General features: G+C 47.0%; 15 protein-coding genes. 6 read left to right on the forward strand and 9 right to left on the reverse strand.

All coding sequences use genetic code 11. From position 1 onward, the window contains the following. The first annotated feature begins 95 nt into the window (after positions 1 to 95). Positions 96 to 1,220: an MltF family protein gene (locus Q337_RS0105740; protein WP_084494727.1), complete on the forward strand. Its 1,125-nt coding sequence runs from the start codon at positions 96 to 98 to the stop codon at positions 1,218 to 1,220. 79 nt (positions 1,221 to 1,299) lie between these two features. Here the strand turns inward: Q337_RS0105740 and Q337_RS0105745 are convergent, their stop codons facing one another. Beyond that, positions 1,300 to 1,845 (reverse strand): GNAT family N-acetyltransferase, encoded by a 546-nt coding sequence (locus tag Q337_RS0105745; RefSeq protein WP_026470782.1) that lies wholly within the window; start codon positions 1,843 to 1,845, stop codon positions 1,300 to 1,302. 38 nt (positions 1,846 to 1,883) lie between these two features. Next, positions 1,884 to 2,963: a 3-phosphoserine/phosphohydroxythreonine transaminase gene (gene serC, locus Q337_RS0105750; protein ID WP_026470783.1), complete on the reverse strand. Its 1,080-nt coding sequence runs from the start codon at positions 2,961 to 2,963 to the stop codon at positions 1,884 to 1,886. A gap of 118 nt (positions 2,964 to 3,081) precedes the next feature. Between serC and Q337_RS0105755 the strand changes: the two genes are divergently transcribed. Further along, positions 3,082 to 3,846 carry a ZIP family metal transporter gene (locus Q337_RS0105755; RefSeq protein ID WP_026470784.1) on the forward strand — a complete coding sequence of 255 codons (765 nt, stop codon included), beginning with the start codon at positions 3,082 to 3,084 and terminating at the stop codon, positions 3,844 to 3,846. 85 nt (positions 3,847 to 3,931) lie between these two features. On the opposite strand, the gene gyrA is transcribed toward Q337_RS0105755, so the two are convergent. From gyrA to Q337_RS0105785, 6 genes are all read right to left on the reverse strand, one after another. Next, entirely contained in the window at positions 3,932 to 7,000 is a 3,069-nt protein-coding gene (gene gyrA / locus Q337_RS0105760; protein ID WP_026470785.1) for a DNA gyrase subunit A, read from the reverse strand. Positions 7,001 to 7,400: 400 nt separating this feature from the next. Next, entirely contained in the window at positions 7,401 to 9,116 is a 1,716-nt protein-coding gene (locus tag Q337_RS0105765) for a flotillin family protein (protein WP_026470786.1), read from the reverse strand. Positions 9,117 to 9,183: 67 nt separating this feature from the next. Further along, positions 9,184 to 9,810 carry a YqiJ family protein gene (locus tag Q337_RS0105770; protein WP_026470787.1) on the reverse strand — a complete coding sequence of 209 codons (627 nt, stop codon included), beginning with the start codon at positions 9,808 to 9,810 and terminating at the stop codon, positions 9,184 to 9,186. Further along, complete coding sequence (locus Q337_RS0105775; protein WP_026470788.1) at positions 9,807 to 10,481, reverse strand: PspA/IM30 family protein; 675 nt, start codon at positions 10,479 to 10,481, stop codon at positions 9,807 to 9,809. The genes Q337_RS0105770 and Q337_RS0105775 overlap by 4 nt, the downstream gene beginning before the upstream one ends. A gap of 227 nt (positions 10,482 to 10,708) precedes the next feature. Further along, positions 10,709 to 11,641, reverse strand: a complete 933-nt coding sequence (locus tag Q337_RS0105780; RefSeq protein ID WP_026470789.1) for an electron transfer flavoprotein subunit alpha/FixB family protein — start codon at positions 11,639 to 11,641, stop codon at positions 10,709 to 10,711. A gap of 22 nt (positions 11,642 to 11,663) precedes the next feature. After that, positions 11,664 to 12,413 (reverse strand): electron transfer flavoprotein subunit beta/FixA family protein, encoded by a 750-nt coding sequence (locus tag Q337_RS0105785; RefSeq protein WP_026470790.1) that lies wholly within the window; start codon positions 12,411 to 12,413, stop codon positions 11,664 to 11,666. Positions 12,414 to 12,739: 326 nt separating this feature from the next. Here Q337_RS0105785 and Q337_RS16915 point away from each other — a divergent pair, with 326 nt between their 5' ends. Then, the gene (locus tag Q337_RS16915) at positions 12,740 to 13,603 is read left to right on the forward strand and encodes a metal-dependent hydrolase (RefSeq protein ID WP_051526601.1); all 864 of its coding nucleotides are present in this window, start codon (positions 12,740 to 12,742) and stop codon (positions 13,601 to 13,603) included. An 82-nt stretch (positions 13,604 to 13,685) separates the two neighbouring features. Here the strand turns inward: Q337_RS16915 and Q337_RS16920 are convergent, their stop codons facing one another. Next, positions 13,686 to 14,345, reverse strand: a complete 660-nt coding sequence (locus tag Q337_RS16920; RefSeq protein WP_169733741.1) for a CAP domain-containing protein — start codon at positions 14,343 to 14,345, stop codon at positions 13,686 to 13,688. A 361-nt stretch (positions 14,346 to 14,706) separates the two neighbouring features. Here Q337_RS16920 and Q337_RS16925 point away from each other — a divergent pair, with 361 nt between their 5' ends. The 3 genes from Q337_RS16925 to Q337_RS0105810 are packed head-to-tail and all read left to right on the forward strand — an operon-like array spanning position 14,707 to position 18,469. Further along, entirely contained in the window at positions 14,707 to 15,222 is a 516-nt protein-coding gene (locus Q337_RS16925; RefSeq protein WP_084494729.1) for a 2Fe-2S iron-sulfur cluster-binding protein, read from the forward strand. After that, a complete protein-coding gene (locus Q337_RS0105805; RefSeq protein WP_026470791.1) occupies positions 15,219 to 16,253 on the forward strand; it encodes an FAD binding domain-containing protein in 1,035 nt (344 codons plus the stop codon). The genes Q337_RS16925 and Q337_RS0105805 overlap by 4 nt, the downstream gene beginning before the upstream one ends. Further along, complete coding sequence (locus Q337_RS0105810; protein WP_026470792.1) at positions 16,250 to 18,469, forward strand: xanthine dehydrogenase family protein molybdopterin-binding subunit; 2,220 nt, start codon at positions 16,250 to 16,252, stop codon at positions 18,467 to 18,469. Before Q337_RS0105805 ends, Q337_RS0105810 begins: the two co-directional genes overlap by 4 nt. Positions 18,470 to 18,485 lie beyond the last annotated feature (16 nt).

The raw sequence follows: 18,485 nt of genomic DNA on the forward strand, positions 1-18,485 counted from the left end.
ATGACGTCATGCGATGCCGTACCTCAGCCATTAGTTAGTGCAACCTGTTCATCCCTTTGGTCAGGTGCATTGTCTAGCGTAAGATGGAGACACCCATGCGCCATAGCTCCGGCGGTTTGAGTTTGAAGCCTGCTTTTGCATTTTTTCAGCCAAACCGATTTTCTTCCACGTTTCGTATTGCTTTACTTTCAACCGTATTTCTTCCCTTACATAGTTTTAGTAGTAGCCCTGTCACCCAGTACGACAAAGTTGTGGGCAAGAAAACCCTGACTGTAGTCGGGGTTGAAGGCAGTAGCACCTTTTTTAAGGAAGACCAGTTCCTGCATGGTTTTGGTTATGACCTGGCACGTGCCTATGCCAATGACCTGAATGTCAACTTTAGATTCAAGACTGCCTCCAGTAGCGCAGCTGCGCTGGACATGGTTAAAAAAGGTCAGGCCGATTTTGCCCTAACCACTGCCCAGCCAGACTTGATTGAGAAAAAATCCCTGATTGCACTGGACATTAGTTGTGGTGACCAGAAAACTTTAAGCCAGTATGGCTTGAGTACCAATTTAAGCTGGTCATTCAAGGACGCAGCCGATCCTATTGCTGCCACAGCCAATGGCTTTATTTGCAGCAATAAGCAACAAGGTACTCTGTCCAAATTGGCAGCGTTTTATGACCGTAATGTGATGAATAAAACCGCACAACAGGTTTTTTATCGTGACATTCGTACACGCTTGCCAGTGTATAAAGCCAGTTTCCAGAGAACGGCCAAAAAACATCAGCTGGACTGGCATTTGCTGGCAGCTATTGGCTATCAGGAATCCTATCTGAACCCGGCCTCGGTTTCCCCGACTGGCGTGACTGGTTTGATGATGCTTACTCAGGGCACTGCCAAAGAAATGGGTGTAGTGGATCGCCGTGATCCGACGCAAAGTATTCAGGGCGGTGCACAATATTTCCGCATGATGCTGACCCAGTACAATCATATTGCCAAGCCGGATCAGGTCTGGTTTGCCCTGGCAGCCTACAATATGGGGCCTGGTGCACTGGATAAAGTCCGTGCTACGGTTAAGCGCAAAGGCCACAACCCCAATAGCTGGGTGGATGTATATCAATATTTATCCAGTAACTCACGGGCCAATCCGCGTTACAAGCAGTGTATTACCTATGTGACCCGTATTCGGGCATATCTGGAAAATATCAAGCAAAATCAACAACTGGCTCATATCTAGTTGTGAGATAACGCTGGAATAAGCTTCAAAATAAAAAAGCCCTGTTGATCATGCAGGGCTTTTTTTATATGTTGTGCGTTTATATACTATGAGCAGGCTTTTGCATGATGATTAAATGCAAGGGCTCTCGGGGTATACCCACGTTTTGATCTACGGGATAAGGCTTGATTTGCCCAGTGTGCTGATAACCTCGTCGTTCATAATAGGCAATCAGTTCCTGACGGGTATGTACCACAGACATTTCAAATAATTCAGGCTGATACAGCACATGGCCCTGTCGTTCAGCATAGTCTAGCAACAGCCTGCCAATTTGCTGCGCCTGATAATCAGGATCAACAGTCAGCAGACCAATCTGCACAACAGGTGATATCTTGCTTAATAGCACACAACCCACAATTTGCTGAGTATGGTTTTCAGCCGGTAAAGCGGTTGCAACCAGCAAATGACTGGCTGGATCTTGCAGCAAATCCTGAAGCTGCTGTAAATGAATTCGCTGCTGAGTTATCCAGCCGGATTCATGTGTCCAACCTTCCTGACCCGGTTCAGGCCGGTAAGCCCGGTTGATCAGTGCCACCAGTGCAGTAGCATCCTGCATGGTGGCTGGGCGAAAATTCAGCGTAATCATGGTTTAAAATAAATACTTGCTATTGATCATGGCAAAAGCTAGCCGTGTTTTTTGGCAAATTCCTGCATAAATGCCACCAGTGCCTGTACGCCTTCCAGCGGAACAGCATTATAAATACTGGCGCGCATCCCGCCCACCGAACGATGGCCAGCCAGATTTAACAGCCCTACACCCTCAGCTTCTTTTAAAAAGATTTTTTCCAGATTACTGTCTTTTAAGGTAAAAGGCACATTCATGATGGAACGATTCTGAAGGGCAATCGGATTGGCATAAAAATCGCTTTGATCAATATAATCATAAAGCAATCTGGCTTTTTGCAGGTTAACCTGCTGAATGGCTGCAACACCGCCCTGCTCCAATAACCACTCAAATACCAGCCCTGATAAATACCAGGCAAAGGTGGCAGGCGTATTCACCATTGAATCATTTTTGGCTTGATCGCTATATTTTAAAATGCTGGGAATATCAGAACGGGCTTGATCCAGCAGGTCTTCCCGCACAATCACAATGGTTAAGCCAGCCGGGCCAATATTCTTTTGGGCACCGGCATAAATAATGCCGAATTTGCTCACATCCAGCGGTGCAGACAAGATGCTGGATGAAAAATCAGCCACCAGCGGCGCATTGCTCTCTGGAATAAAATCAAACTGCAAACCACCAATGGTTTCGTTGTCCACATAATGCAGATAAGCCGCGTTGTCACTGAGCTGCCATTCGCTCTGGGGTGCAATGGCAAACTTGCCATCAATGGTGCGACCCGCTTCAATCACATTAATGTCGCCGTAACGCTGGGCTTCTTTCAGGGCTTTTTCAGACCAGATACCCGTATGCACATAATCAGCCCGTGCATTTTTACCCAGCAAGTTTAACGGAATCGCCGAAAATTGCAGGCTGGCACCGCCCTGTAAAAATAATACTTTGTAGTTGTCAGGAATATTCAGCAATGTGCGCAAGTCTGTTTCGGCCTTGTGTGCCACTGCGACATAGTCACTGCTGCGATGGCTCATTTCCATAATGGATAAGCCACGACCATGCCAGTCAGCCAGTTCTTGCTGGGCACGTTCAAGTACAGGAGTGGGTAAAGCCGCTGGGCCGGCGCAAAAATTATACGCGCGCATGGATATTCCTTATAAAAACAAGAAAAAAAGAGGCACTATTTAAGCATAAAACCTCTTGTGTAAGTAACCATGTTTTTTAAAACTGGCATAACAAAATATGGTTTAAGGAGAAAAATACATGCCAATCTGGTTACAGGCTGGACTATGGGGCTGGCTGGCTGGTTTTGCATTATTGATTGGCGCAGCAATTGGTTATTTTTTTAAGGTTCCAACCCGTTTAATTGCCGCTATCATGGCCTTTGGTAGCGGGGTACTGATTTCCGCCCTGTCATTTGAACTGATGGATGAAGCCTATAAACAGGGTGGTTTTAATGCCACTGCGCTGGGGTTTGTGGTGGGTGCCGGAGTTTATACGGTGGCCAACTGGTTACTGGCCAAGTATGGCGCCAAGCATCGTAAGCGCTCTGGTGACCAGCAAGCCAAAGAAGCCCAGTCTACGACAGAATCCAGTGGTGGCGCAGCCATTGCAGTAGGCGCACTACTGGATGGCATCCCTGAATCCATTGTGATTGGTTTATCCATGCTGGGAGGCAGCAAGGTGAGTCTGGTGGCTGTAGCTGCCATTTTCTTATCCAATATTCCAGAAGGCATGTCCAGTGCAGCAGGCATGAAAAAAGCCGGGCGTTCCAGGCTTTATATTTTTGGTATCTGGGGTGGCATCATGTTTATTAGTGGTATTGCTGCCATTAGCGGTTATAGCGTGTTTAATGCGTTTTCAGTTGAGGTGATTGCAGCCACCACGGCTATTGCGGCTGGGGCAATTTTGGCCATGATTGCCGATACCATGATTCCAGAAGCCTTTGAAACCGCGCATGACTGGACTGGTTTGATCACCGTGTTAGGATTTTTAACCGCCTTTATGCTCACCAAATTGGGAGGTTAGGCCATTATTAGCATTATAAAATTAAAACCATAAAAAAAGGACGTCTGGGCAAATCCCGACGTCCTTTTTTGTGTTTTAACCCGATTTAGTCAGCAGAGTCAATATTCTGCTCATCAGCTTCTACCTGATCTTGCCCAGTGATTAATTCTGCTTCACCGTGTTTATAAGCAGCAGACTCATCATTAGTCATGTCATCGGCAGTAGAATCATCAGCGCTTACATCATCAGCAGCAATATCTTCCACATCGTCGATATCATCCAGCGACACAACGCCCACCAGCACTTCATCCTCATCCACACGAATCAGGCGCACACCCTGGGCGTTACGGCCTGTGGTTGCAATTTCTGAAGCACGGGTACGCACCAGTGTACCGCCGTTGGAAATAAGTAATAGTTCATGATGCTCATCAATGGCAACAGCACCCACCAACTCACCATTTCGCTCGCTGGTTTTAATGGCAATTACGCCCTTACCACCGCGCTTTTTGGTGGGGTAATCACCCACTGGGGTACGCTTACCATAGCCATTGGCACAGGCTGTCAGTACTTCGCCATTTTCTGGCACAACAACCAGTGAAACAATGCGGGCACCCGTGCTATCACAGCTTCCCTCATTGTCTTCCTGTTCATCGCTATCAGGTAACTGATCCTGTTCCAGCTCCTGATCCACTTCCTGAACACCGCCAATACGCATGCCACGCACACCCTTAGCGGTACGACCCATAACCCGTGCATCAGTTTCTGAGAAACGAATGGCCTTGCCCTCATTGGAGAACAACATGATTTGCTGTTCACCATCGGTAATTGCAACACCAATTAAGGTGTCATCACCGTTAAGCTCAATGGCACGCAAGCCGTTTGAACGGACGTTACTAAACTGTTCAAGCTCAACCCGCTTCACCGTACCGCACTGGGTGGCCATAAACACATAGTAGTTTTTAACAATGTTTTCCACCTGCGCTGCAAATTGGGTCAGCACTGGCGAATAGCTTGTTTCACCTTCAACAGCTGGCGTACTTAACTGGTCATTCAACAAGGCATGCAAGGCTTTTAGCGGTTCTTTCAGTGTTTCAGGTAAGTCATCAACACTGTCTTCGCTCAAGCCTGAAAGTACAGCTTCAAGTTGTGGGAAATGATCAGCAATTAACGCCTCTGATTGTAATAGCGTACTTTTTGCCTTAACAAAGGCTTTAAAATTGACAAAACGCTCTTTAAATTTCTTGGGTATATCAATAACCGACAAAATGGCAGTGATAGTTTCATTGGCTTCCAGTGGCAATAAATTAACCATTGGACGGCCACGCGAACCACGTGATGCCTGCGGTACTTCATAAACTTTCAGGCTATATACCTTACCCACATTGGTAAAGCACAGCACAGTTGCATGGTTTGAAGTCACCACCAGATGCTGGATAAAATCATCTTCTTTCATACTGGTGGCAGATTTGCCACGGCCACCGCGACGCTGTGCTGCATAGTCAGACAGTGGCTGAGTCTTGGCATAGCCCGCTTTGGATACGGTCAGTACCACCTGCTCTTCAGGAATTAAGTCTTCACGTGAAAAATCAACACGGGATTCAATAATTTCGGTACGACGGCCATCGCCATATTGCTCCAGAATAGCGCGCAACTCACCACGGATCACATCCATCAGCAATTCAAAGCTATCCAGAATGGCTTGTAACTCAGCAATCTGTTGCAGAATTTCACTATATTCGCCTAGCAACTTGTCTTGCTCAAGACCAGTCAAGCGATGCAGGCGCAGTTCTAAAATGGCTGCAACCTGAGCAGGTGACAAACGATACTGCTGTTCAGTCAAACCAAATGGCTTACTTAAATCTTCACCTTCAATTTCATCAGGGCGGATAGATTGATGACCTGATTTTTCCAGCAAAGCCAGAACACCACCCGCCTGCCACATGCCTGCCAGCAAGCGCTCCCGTGCTTCTCCCGGATTGGCTGAGGTCTTGATGGTATCAATAATGTCGTCAATATTAGCCAGCGCAACTGCCAGACCTTCCAGAATATGACCACGTTCACGTGCCTTGCGCAGTTCAAACATGGTACGGCGGGTAACCACTTCCTGACGGTGGCGAACAAAGGCCGCAATCAGGTCTTTCAGGTTCATTAATTTAGGCTGGCCATTATCCAGACAAACCATGTTAATGCTAAAAGAACTTTGTAGGGGGGTGTGCAGGAACAGGTTATTAACGATAATTTCTGCATTTTCATTGCGCTTTAGATCAATGGCAATACGCATGCCGTCCTTATCGGATTCATCACGCAGCTCGGAAATGCCTTCCAGCTTTTTCTCTTTCACCAGCTCGGCAATGCGCTCGATCACCCGTGCCTTATTGGCCTGATAAGGAATTTCAGTAAAGACAATGGTCGTGCGTCCGGTTTTCTCGTCTTCTTCAAAATGATACTTACCACGGATATGCAAACGCCCTTTACCAGTCCGGTAGGCATCCACAATGCCGGACTTACCGTAAATGATTCCGCCAGTGGGGAAATCAGGGCCGGTAATATGCTGCATCAGGCCTTCAATGCTAATATGGCTATCGTCCACATAGGCGAGACAGGCATTGATCACTTCAGTCAGGTTATGCGGTGCCATGTTGGTGGCCATACCCACTGCAATACCAGCAGCACCGTTGACCAGCAAATTGGGAAACCGGGTGGGCATTACCTGAGGAATACGCTCAGAGCCGTCGTAGTTGTCTTCCCAGTCCACGGTATCTTTTTCAAGATCAGCCAGTAACTCATGCGCCAGCCGGGTCATGCGCACTTCGGTATAACGCATGGCTGCCGCGCTATCACCATCCACCGAACCAAAGTTACCCTGACCATCCACCAGCAGATAACGCAGGCTAAAGTCCTGCGCCATACGAACAATGGTATCGTAAACGGCTGTATCACCATGCGGGTGATATTTACCGATAACATCACCCACCACACGCGCAGATTTTTTATAGGCTTTGTTGTAATCGTTTCCCAGCTCATGCATGGCAAATAAAACACGGCGATGCACGGGTTTTAAACCATCCCGCACATCTGGCAGTGCCCGGGATACAATAACGCTCATGGCATAATCAAGATAAGAATGTTTGAGTTCATCCTCAATCGCAATCGGGAGAATTTCCGATACGCTCATGCCCACTCCTTTACTGGCTTTTCGCCTATTTAGAATACAGATCAGAAACTTACTGCTTGAAAATCACTAGATTAACGCAGTAAAAACTTTGAAATAAAAGTTAAAGGATTTTAACATAACTGGTCAATATTATCTAAATTTTATTACATGGCGCTTAATTATTTTAACATTAAATTCAATAACTTAAATGCATAAATTTATAAGTTGTATTTTTAATACAAAACTCGGTTTTTACATAAAAATTTGAGTTTTTATAGCAAGATAAATTTTGGCTTAATTTGAGCAAAATGCCAAAATTTTTAAGCTTGTTTCACCATTAATTTTTACGATTTTAAAAAAACAGGCCAACAGCGATAGGTTTTAAATAACTCATACCGCTATTGACCTGCTCGAGCAATTTTTATAAATCTGAAGATTTTTCTACAGGTTTTACTGAGGATACCGCTGGAATCATGGCCGCCAGCGACTCTGAAATACCAGTGATCCCTTCATTATTCAAGCCTGCATCTTTCATCACAGCATCAATAATTGGTTTGGCAATCTGGTATTGTAAGGCAGAATTAACCACCTGTTCCGGGAAGGTTCCACCCTTGCCAGCACCTGCTCCCTCTGCACCAGCCATATTGCCATTATTGTCCTGACCCAGACCGTTTACCTGAAAAATCCGGATAGAATCAATTTTTTCCATGGGCTTGACTGCCTGCTCAATAATTTGCGGCAATTGCTCAAGCAGCTTGGTACGAACCTGCAAATCCACTTGCGCCACAGACAATGTATTTAATGCTTCATTCAAGGCACGGCGACCTTCTGCTTCGGCCATTGCCGCAGCTTGACGCGCAGCAGCTTCCACCCGGATGGCTTCTGCCCGGTCAATCGAAGCATCTTTTTCGGCAGCAGCAGCGACTTTTACCGCAATTGCATTTTGCTGTGCCTGTTTTTCAGCTTCAATTAATTCAATGGATTTTTGACGCTCGGCAATTGCTACTTCACGCGCGGTAGTAACATCCTCTTCAGACTTAACGGCTTCTGCGCGGGCAGTGTTGGCTTCTGCATCAGCTTCAGACTGCTCACGCGATTTGTTGGCAATGGCAATCTGGGTATCCTGCTTGGCAATTTCAATTTGCTTACGCTGCTCGGCACGTTGTACTTCGGTCTGGCGGTCACTTTCAATAGTAAGGGTCTGAATGGCCAGATTCTTTTCAATTTCAGTGGCCTTGATTTCCCGTTCAGCCACAATACGCTTTTCACTCACCTGACGCGCGGCTTCAATTTGTACTGATTCAGCTTCGCGTGAACGTTCGGCTTGTTGCTTGGCAATTTGTGCGGACTGCTCTGCCCGTGCTGTTTCAATTTCCTGCTGCTGGGCCAGTGTTGCAAACTCCTGCTCTTTTTCGATTAACAGCTTTTGACGAGAAGCTTCAAGGTTTTTGCTACGCACCTGAACTTCAGTGTCCTGTTCAACATCGTTACGCTGCTTGCGGCGTGATTCAGTTTGCTCAGTTAAGCGGGTTAAACCTTCAGCATCAAAGGCATTATCCGGATTAAAAAAGCGTTTATCCGTTTGATCCAGACTGGTGAGCGATACGGATTCCAGTTCAAGACCATTTTTTTCCAGATCCTCAGCTACTGCATTTTGCACGGCCAGCACAAAGTCACGGCGCATGTCCTGCAATTCCTGAATACTCATGGTGGCAGCCGTAGCGCGCAGGGAATCAACAAATTTGTCTTCAACCAGCACTTTTAGCTCGTTTGGATTCAGTGTGCGTGCACCCAGCGTTTGTGCTGCAGTACTCACTGCTTCCACGGTTTGCTTAACCCGTACGAAAAACGCAGCGGTCACATCAACCCGCATCCGGTCACGGGTAATCAGACTTTCTTTTTCACGGCGCATTACTTCCAGTTTGAGCGTGTTCATGTTCACCATGACCAGCTCATGAAAAACAGGCAGTACCAGCGCCCCGCCATCCATAATGACTTTTTGACCACCCAGGCCGGTGCGTACAAACGCCATTTCCTTACTGGCACGTTTATACAGGCGCGCCAGAATCAGGCCAAATACAATAATGGCAATCAGTACAATTGCCCCCAAAATACCGATTTCAAATAAATTCTGCATTATTACCCCAAAGCTGTTTTAAAGTTATCTTGAATTAAATCTGTAAAAACCCATGACAAAAAACTTGTCAGATTAAAGTAGGGTGTGGATTTTCTATCACCCGGTACACTGACCCCATTTTTTTTATTAAAAGAACCTGCATTCCATCTTTTAATTGCAGCTCATCAAGGTCAGGTTCTACTAAAATAAAATATGAACGGCCATCGTTATCCCGTAAGCGTGCCTGTGCCGCCAGTCCTTTTTGTGTAGATACGGCTGTGACCAGTGCAACACGGCCAACGAATTCAGCTTCACTGATCGCTGAGCTTTCATCACGTGGCACAATATAGGCCAGCCATTTGCCTCCTACTCTTACACTAGCAATTGCCGCCATAAAAGCTGGGATTGACACCAATATTGCTGGCAAATACGTCATGATCAGGTTACGTGACAGAATTTGTATGGCATAACCTGCGACGGAGAAACTGGCCAGAAACAAAATGAGCAGAATCAGGGTTGGCACCTTACCCACATGCAGCCAGCCCAGCACACCTTCTAATCCGCCATCAATAGCAGGTTCAGGCAAAAAATGATCAATCCAGTCGCTTGGACTTAAGGCTGTCATCAAGCCAATAATTTCTAGTGCAGTCAGGCCCAGCATGACCAGAAGTGCAACACCAAAGGGAATCGTTTCAGTAGCAAGAAATAAACTCATGACTGGTTATTGGCTTTAAGACGAGCCAGCCGTTCTTCAATCTGGTTTTGATGCATCATGTCTTCCAGCTCTTTAAGCTGTGCAGCTTGTTGCAATGTTGCTCCGGCTGCGGCTGGTGATAAACCAGTCTGACGCTCATAAATCTTGTCAAAGGCATTGGTGGCTTGGTCTAGACGCTGTTCTTTGGTTGAACCAGGCTTACCTGTTCCACCAACCTGACTTGCTGCCTGTCGGGACTTGCGAAACTCGTTCAGGGCTTCTGTCATTTCACGGCGCTTGGCCATTAACGCATTGATATAGCCTTTAAGCTCAGTTTCCTTATCATTCAAACTGGCCAGCGACTGCTCTAGCACGGGCAATTGCGCTTCAATATCCAGCTGACGCGCCACTGCTACACGCGCCAGATCATCACGCGAAGCATTAATGGCAGTGTTAATTTGCAAGGATAAATTATTATGCTGACTGGTCTGGGTAGAATGTTGCTGCTGTACCAAATGGCGGTTGGCACTGACCGTACCCAGTTCATGCTGAACTTCAGCAATGATTTTATCAACTTCCCTTAAAGCCTGTTCCATCACAGCATCAGGCGCCAGATTTTCGATTTTATCCATTAAGGCATGGGCGCTTCCTGCAACAACCCGTCCTACCCGATCACTTAAACTATCAACCATTTTTTACTCCTTATTATAACTTTCATCACTTTTGTCAAAGAAATCATATAAGGTTTTAAAAGTCTTCACAATGAAAACTGATATTTATAAAAGGCTTTAAAGAGCATTAAATTTTCTCGATCAAAACCACACTTTTAAAAGATGTCGATTATTTAAAAATAAAAAACAGGCTATAAAAAAACGCCCCTAATCAGGAGCGTTTTTTCATTCAGGATTAAATCCTAAAATTACAGCTTGCTAACCAGTTCTGGAATAACGGTGTTCAAATCACCCACTAACCAGTAGTCAGCAATGGCATTGATTGGCGCTTCTTCGTCCTTGTTGATGGCAACAATAACTTTAGAATCTTTCATACCAGCCAAATGCTGGATGGCACCAGAAATACCTACAGCCAGATACAGGCTTGGCGCAACGATTTTACCAGTTTGACCGACTTGCAGGTCGTTTGGTACGAAACCGGCATCAACCGCAGCACGGGAAGCACCCAGTGCAGCACCCAGCTTGTCAGCCAGAGGCTCAAGGATCTTGTAATAGTTCTCGCCAGAACCTACACCACGGCCACCAGATACAACAATCTTGGCAGAGGTCAGTTCAGGACGGTCAGACTTGGCCAGTTCTTCGCCAACAAAGCTGGAAACGCCAGCATCTTCAACGGTGCCAACAGCTTCAATAGCAGCAGAACCACCCTCGGCAGCAGCAGCATCAAAACCAGTACCACGTACAGTGATTACCTTGATGGACTCGGAAGATTGAACAGTGGCAATAGCATTACCGGCATAGATTGGGCGCTTGAAAGTATCAGGGCTATCTACAGCAATAATTTCAGAAACCATGCTCACGTCCAGCAGCGCAGCAACACGTGGCAGAACGTTTTTGCCAGTCGTAGTTGCAGGTGCCAGAATGTGGCTATAGTTTTTGCCAAGGTCAGCAATCAGTTTGGCAACATTTTCAGCCAGCTGGTGACCATAGGCAGCGTTGTCAGCCAGTAATACTTTGCTTACACCAGCAATCTTGGCAGCAGCATCGGCAGCAGCCTGTGCATTTTGACCAGCAACCAATACATGAATGTCACCGCCAATCTTTTGCGCAGCAGTCACGGTATTTAAAGTTGCAGACAGAATAGAATTGTTGTCGTGTTCGGCGTAAACCAGAATACTCATCGTTTGAATTCCTTACCGAAAATTAAATTACTTTAGCTTCGTTTCTGAGCTTTTCAACCAGCTCATCAACAGATTTAACCTGAACACCGGCTTTACGGTCAGCAGGCGCTTCAACCAGAATGGTTTTTAGCTTGGTGCCGGTTGCTACGCCATAGTCGCTAGGAGATTTGGTATCCAGCGGCTTTTTACGCGCTTTCATGATGTTTGGCAGTGCAGCGTAACGTGGCTCGTTCAAGCGCAGGTCGGTGGTGATAATTGCTGGCAGTGCCAGTTCAACAGTTTGCAAACCACCGTCAACTTCACGGGTAACCTGTACCTTGCCGCCTTCAACTTTAACTTCAGAGGCAAATGTACCCTGACCCGCACCCATCAGTGCAGCCAGCATTTGACCTACCTGATTGCTGTCGTCATCAATGGCTTGTTTACCCAGCAGGATAACTTCCGGCTTTTCCTGATCAACAATACCTTTCAGGATTTTGGCAACTTCCAGAGCACCAACTTCATCATCAGTCTGAACCAAGATACCGCGGTCAGCACCCAATGCCAGTGCAGAGCGAATTTGTTCTTGAGCAGCTTGTGGGCCTACAGAAACCACCACAATCTCAGTAACCGCACCCTTTTCTTTTAAACGTACTGCTTCTTCAACAGCAATTTCACAAAATGGGTTAATAGACATTTTGACGTTGGTTAAATCAACACCAGTCTTGTCCGCTTTTACGCGAACTTTGACGTTGGCATCGACAACGCGTTTAACAGCAACAAGAGCCTTCATGGAATCCTCGGCTTTTTAGCTAATCAATGAAACGGAAGTGTCAAAACACCCCGATGTGGAAATGGTGCGTTATCTTGCTATGTGAGCGTAAACAGGTCAAGTCAGAAAACCCAATAGACTAAAAAAAACCAGCAATTAACAGAGCTTTTTGCACAAAATGACACAAAACCCGTGTCCCTGATGGCTTTAGGTCTTTAGTTAATCTGAGCAGTTGAATTTATACAAATTGCAGCAGAAGTTTATTGACAATATCAATTGTCTAATTTAGTTTACATTCAATACTGCATTACTGCCCTCATTCTACCTATAAAACGAGGAATGCCATCATGACCAGTAGCAATGTCCCTGCCAGCACACGCGGCACTTCAAGCATTCAGGTGCGCCGCCAGTCTTTTGATTTTGCGACCACCCCAAAATATTACTTTGATAATAATCCGTTACTCTCCTACCTACTGACGGCGTTGTCACTCACCTTTCCGCATGGTGAGCGATTCTTTGTGCATAGCGTGCGGAATGTACGTGACCAGATTAAAAATGATACGCTGCAAAAGGATGTGTCTGCCTTTATTGGTCAGGAAGCCATGCATAGCCATGCGCATGAAGATTTCAATCGTTTTGTTGAAGGACTGGGCCTTGATATTCAGCCTATCCTGCAAAGTGAATACGAAAAAATTGAATATGCCAAAAGCAAACTGAATCATAAGCAGCAATTGGCTGTTACCTGTGCGCTAGAGCATTTTACGGCCATTATTGCGCAGTACCTGTTAGAGCATCCGGATTTTCACCGTCAGCTAAACCCACGGGTTGCCAAGCTATGGATGTGGCATGCGCTGGAAGAAACGGAACATAAGGCGGTGGCATTTGATGTGTATCAGGAAATTTTTGCGGATCAGGCAACGCGCAAGCGAATCATGCGGATTATCACCACAACGTTCCTGTCCCGCATTAGCTATCTCACCTTCAAGCTATTGCTGAATGATCCGGTTGGCCGCAAACAGTGGCGTCAGCACATTACTGCCTTTAAGCAGTTGAAAGATGTGTTCACCACGCTAGTGCCTGCGTATCTGGATTATTATCAGGACAACTTTCACCCCAATCAGCATGACAGTACACAAATTACTGCCCAGTGGCGTAAGCAGTTATTTGATCAGGAAATTAATAAAGAAGTGGCAAGCGCTGCCATTCATTGAAACAGTTTTAATAGTCAAATAAAAAGCCTGATCAATTAATTTAATCAGGCTTTTTATTTGGGTCGGCTTTATTCTAATTTTTCTAGTTGGTCGCACCAAACTCCTGCGTCCAGTAGGTTTTAGAGGTTGAATTCGGATTGCTGGCACAGGCCATGCCATACTCCTTAAAGCTGGCATTCATCATGTTGGCGCAATGTCCGGGACTATTAATCCAGGCTGTTATCACCTCATCAATACTGTTGTACCCTGCTGCAATATTTTCACCAACTATACGATAATTATAGCCTGCTGCACTGGCGCGAGTGCCAATGGTGCTGCCATTTAAGCCTTCATGGGCAAAATAGTTGTTATTGGCCATATCAGTAGAATGACCCTGGGCCGCATTGGCAAGACGGGTATTCCAGCTTAGGGCACCGACTGCCGGATAAAATGTGCTGCCACAGCTACGGCCCTGACTCCTCACTGCATTGATTTTATCCACCAGCTGCTGCACGGTTGTGCTGTTACCACATAAGGATAAAGCAGTACTGCCTGTTGTCGTATCTGGCGCTGGTGCAGGGTCTGGATTATTAGGCGCTGGTGTATTGCTACTGTTCGATCCACTATTGCCTGAGCCTGAATCACCACCACCGCAGCCTGCCAGCATCAGGGCACCACAGAGTATCAGCGTTGCCAATTTCAGGTGTGTAAGAGCGCTTGTTCTAGCGAGGGATTGAATTGAGGATTGAACTTGCGTTTCCATGGTAATTTTCATCATGAACTCCCTGTCATTGCTAGCGCAACTCAGCAGTTATGCAGTTAAATCGTTGATGCGATGATTTTTCCAGATAATTATTGAATAATTATTAATCACTTTTAGACGCTACTCACGTAAAAATCATTACCAGTTATTCAACAATATCGTTACTGCTCAGTAATCCTTTAACAGCATTATGTAGCTGTTTTATAAAATTTAATGCCATTTCTTTTTTAACCAGTTATTGTTTTTTGAAACTTAGGCCAGCCACTGATTAATACAACGTTTCAATGGAATGAAGCCAAGCCTGCACACTGCCTTTTAGCCATACAAATACTTTTAGCAAAAGTAGCCACAGAGGTTTGTTATGAAAATTAATATTAATAGAACCAATTATGAAGTTGAGGTGGATATACGCACTACCCTGCTGGATTTATGCCGGGAACATCTGGATTTAACGGGTTCAAAAAAAGGCTGTGATCACGGTCAGTGCGGGGCTTGTACCATGCTGGTTAATGGGCGCCGGATTAATAGCTGCCTGACGCTGGCGGTTATGCATCAGGATGATGAAATCATTACCATTGAAGGCATGGGTGCGCCCGGTGCATTGATTCCCATGCAGGAAGCCTTTGTGGAAGAAGATGCCTACCAGTGTGGCTATTGTACTGTAGGTCAGATTTGCTCGGCTATGGGCATGATTGAAGAATTAAAACAGGGTTGGCCCAGCCATGTGACACAGGCGCTTGACAGCCAGCCTCCTCTCACGGATGAAGAAATTGCTGAACGCATGAGTGGCAATATTTGTCGCTGTGCAGCCTATCCCAATATTGTCAGGGCAATTAAACGCGTCGCGGCCAGTGCCTTAAGTGAGGACAATACATGAAAACCTTTGCTTATTTTCGTGCCGATACGCCTGAACAGGCCCCTCACTTGCTTGCCAGTCAGGTTGACCCAGACCATATAGATGACAATCAGATACAGGGGAGTCAGGGTGGAAAATACATTGCCGGTGGTACTAACCTGCTGGACCTGATGAAACTGCAAATAGAAACCCCAATTGCCCTGGTTGATATTTCACGCCTGCCCTTAACTGATATTGAAGAAACGGCGGATGGTGGCCTGAAGATTGGCGCGGTGGTGACTAATAGCGACCTTGCAGCGCATCCACTAATTCGTGAGCGATATGCGGTGTTATCGCGCGCCTTGCTGGCAGGTGCTTCCGGCCAGTTGCGCAACAAGGCCAGCACAGGCGGCAATCTGCTCCAGCGCACCCGCTGTTATTATTTTTATTCACCTACCAGTCCCTGCAACAAGCGTATTCCTGGTTCAGGCTGCCCTGCACGCGAAGGGCGTAACCGCATGCATGCCATATTGGGAATTAGTGAGCACTGCATTGCGCAGCATCCTTCCGATATGGCAGTTGCCATGCAGGCACTGGATGCCAGTGTAGAAACCCAGCGCGTTGATGGCACTAGCCGACGTATTGCGCTGGCAGATTTTTATCTGCTGCCCGAAGATCACCCCGAACGTGAAACTGTACTGGAAACAGGTGAACTGATTACCCATATCATTTTACCGCTGTCGCCTGCCGGACAACATGCCTACCGTAAAGTACGTGATCGCGCTTCCTATGCCTTTGCGCTGGTTTCAGTGGCTGCAGTGATTGATGCAACAGCAGGCCAGATTAATAGTGCAAGGCTAGCATTTGGTGGTATTGGGGTAAGGCCATGGCGCAATATGGAAGTAGAACAATTGCTATGCAGCCAGCCTGCAAGCCCGCAGTTATTTAATCAGGCAGCCGATTTGCTACTCAAGGATGCTAAGGGCTCGGGCGATAATGATTTTAAAATAGCGCTAACCCGTCGGGTTTTGCTGTCCGTACTTAATGATGCCTGCAAGGGAGAACTGCAATGAGCGAGACTTCTCAACTGGTGATGGATCAGGCCGTAGAATCACTGCTGGATCGTGTTCCCAATCCTTGTGTAGGCGAAGAACTAAGCCGGGTGGAAGGCCCACTTAAAGTGAGTGGCTGGGCAACTTATGCGGCTGAATATACGTTTGATGGTGAAGCATTGCATGGTTATCTGGTGAGTGCCAGCATTGCCAAAGGTACAGTGGAATCCATTGATGAGAGCAGCGCAACTGCAATTGATGGCGTGGTGGCTGTTATCACTGACTTTAAGGCGTTTATTCGCAACTCGCAGCAGGGCGGTGAGAAAAAAGCACCCACGCAGGGGGTTAAGGAAATTTCCTACTTTGGTCAGCCGATTGCACTGGTGGTGGCAACCTCGTTTGAGGCAGCGCGTGAAGGCGCAGCAGCCCTTAAAGTGCACTATACCCATGAACAGGGCGCATTTGACTTTATTGCCGAGCTTGGCAAGCGTGAACCGATTACTTCTGGCAATGACAAGCCCGAGCATAAAAACAACCCGGATGAAGGCTTGGCCACTGCAGCAGTTAAGGTAGATTCCATTTATATAACGCCTAGCCAGAACAGTGCTGCCATGGAACCGCATGCCACCATTGCCGAGTGGGATGGCGATCAGCTTATCCTGCACTGCTCCATGCAAATGCTATCATCCTGCAAGCAGCAGATTTGTGATGCTTTGGGTTTAAAACCGGATAATGTCCGCCTGATTTCACGTTATGTGGGTGGCGGGTTTGGTTCCAAACTGGGTATCTCGCCCGAATCGATTGCTGCTGCAATTGCTGCCAAACAGCTTCAGCGCCGCATTAAAGTGGTGATGCACCGGATTCAGGTATTTGAAAGTACTGTGCGTCGTACCAATACCCATCAGCGCGTGGCACTGGGCGCTGATCATAATGGACGCATTCATACCATAATCCATAACACGATTTGCACCAATTTGCCCGGTGAAACATTTTTTGAGCCCACGGCTATTTCCACCCATTTTGCCTATAGCGGCCAAAACCGGGAAGTTAAATATGAAATGGTGCGCATGAATCAGGTATTAGCAGGTTCCATGCGCGCACCCGGTGAAGCAGTGGGCATGCTGGCGCTGGAATGTGCGATGGATGAACTGGCCGAAAAACTGGACATGGACCCGGTAGAGTTGCGCAAACTCAATGACCCGGCCATAGACCCCAGTAAGGGACTTCCCTTTTCTACCCGCAAACTAACTGACACACTGGATTATGGTGCCAAACATTTTGGCTGGGAAAAACGGCATAAACAACCAGCCAGCCAGCGTGAAGGTGACTGGCTGATAGGCATGGGCATGGCTTCGGCCACCCGCAGCAACCAGCTTAAGGCATCGGCGGCGCGCGTGACCCTGACACCGGATGCAAAGGCCGTTGTTGAAACGGATATGACCGATATTGGTACTGGCACTTATACCGTGTTAACCCAGATTGCCGCTGACATGCTGGGGTTACCTGTATCGCAGGTTGACGTTCGGCTGGGCGATACCGATTTTCCACCGGCTGCCGGTTCAGGTGGTAGCGTTGGCGCCTGTAGCTCGGGTAGCTCGGTTTATCTGGCCTGTCAAGAAATTCGTGCAACACTGGCAAAAGCGCTGGGTGTTGAAGAAGACAACTTAACCCTGCAAGCCGGACAAGCCAGCGGCAATGGCATGAGCAAGGCAATTTCCGAACTGATTCAGGAAAATATTGTGGCCATGGGCCAGATTGAACCCGGCAAAACCAGCAAGGAATACACTCAGGCCAGTTATGGGGCACATTTTGCCGAAGTGGCCGTTAATGTGGTGACAGGTGAAACCCGGATTCGCCGCATGCTGGGCGTGTTTGCAGCCGGACGCATTCTCAATGAAAAAACTGCACGCTCGCAATGTTATGGCGGTATGATTTTTGGCATTGGTGCAGCACTCATGGAAGAACTCCTGCATGACCCGCACAATGGCCGTCTGGTCAATCATGACCTTGCAGAGTATCACGTGCCGGTCAATGCGGACATTCCTCCGATTGATGTGGTGTTTTTGCCCGAACGTGACCCTTATGCCAACCCTCTGCATGCCAAGGGCTTGGGCGAACTGGGGATTTCTGGCGCAGGTGCGGCGATTGCCAATGCGATTTATAACGCAACCGGTATCCGCATTTATGACTATCCGCTCACACTGGACAAGCTGCTTGATCAGCTTCCTGCCATTTAAGTGCTTACTTCATTTC

Origin of the sequence: Alkanindiges illinoisensis DSM 15370 (assembly GCF_000619845.1) — a bacterium.
Classification (GTDB): domain Bacteria; phylum Pseudomonadota; class Gammaproteobacteria; order Pseudomonadales; family Moraxellaceae; genus Alkanindiges; species Alkanindiges illinoisensis.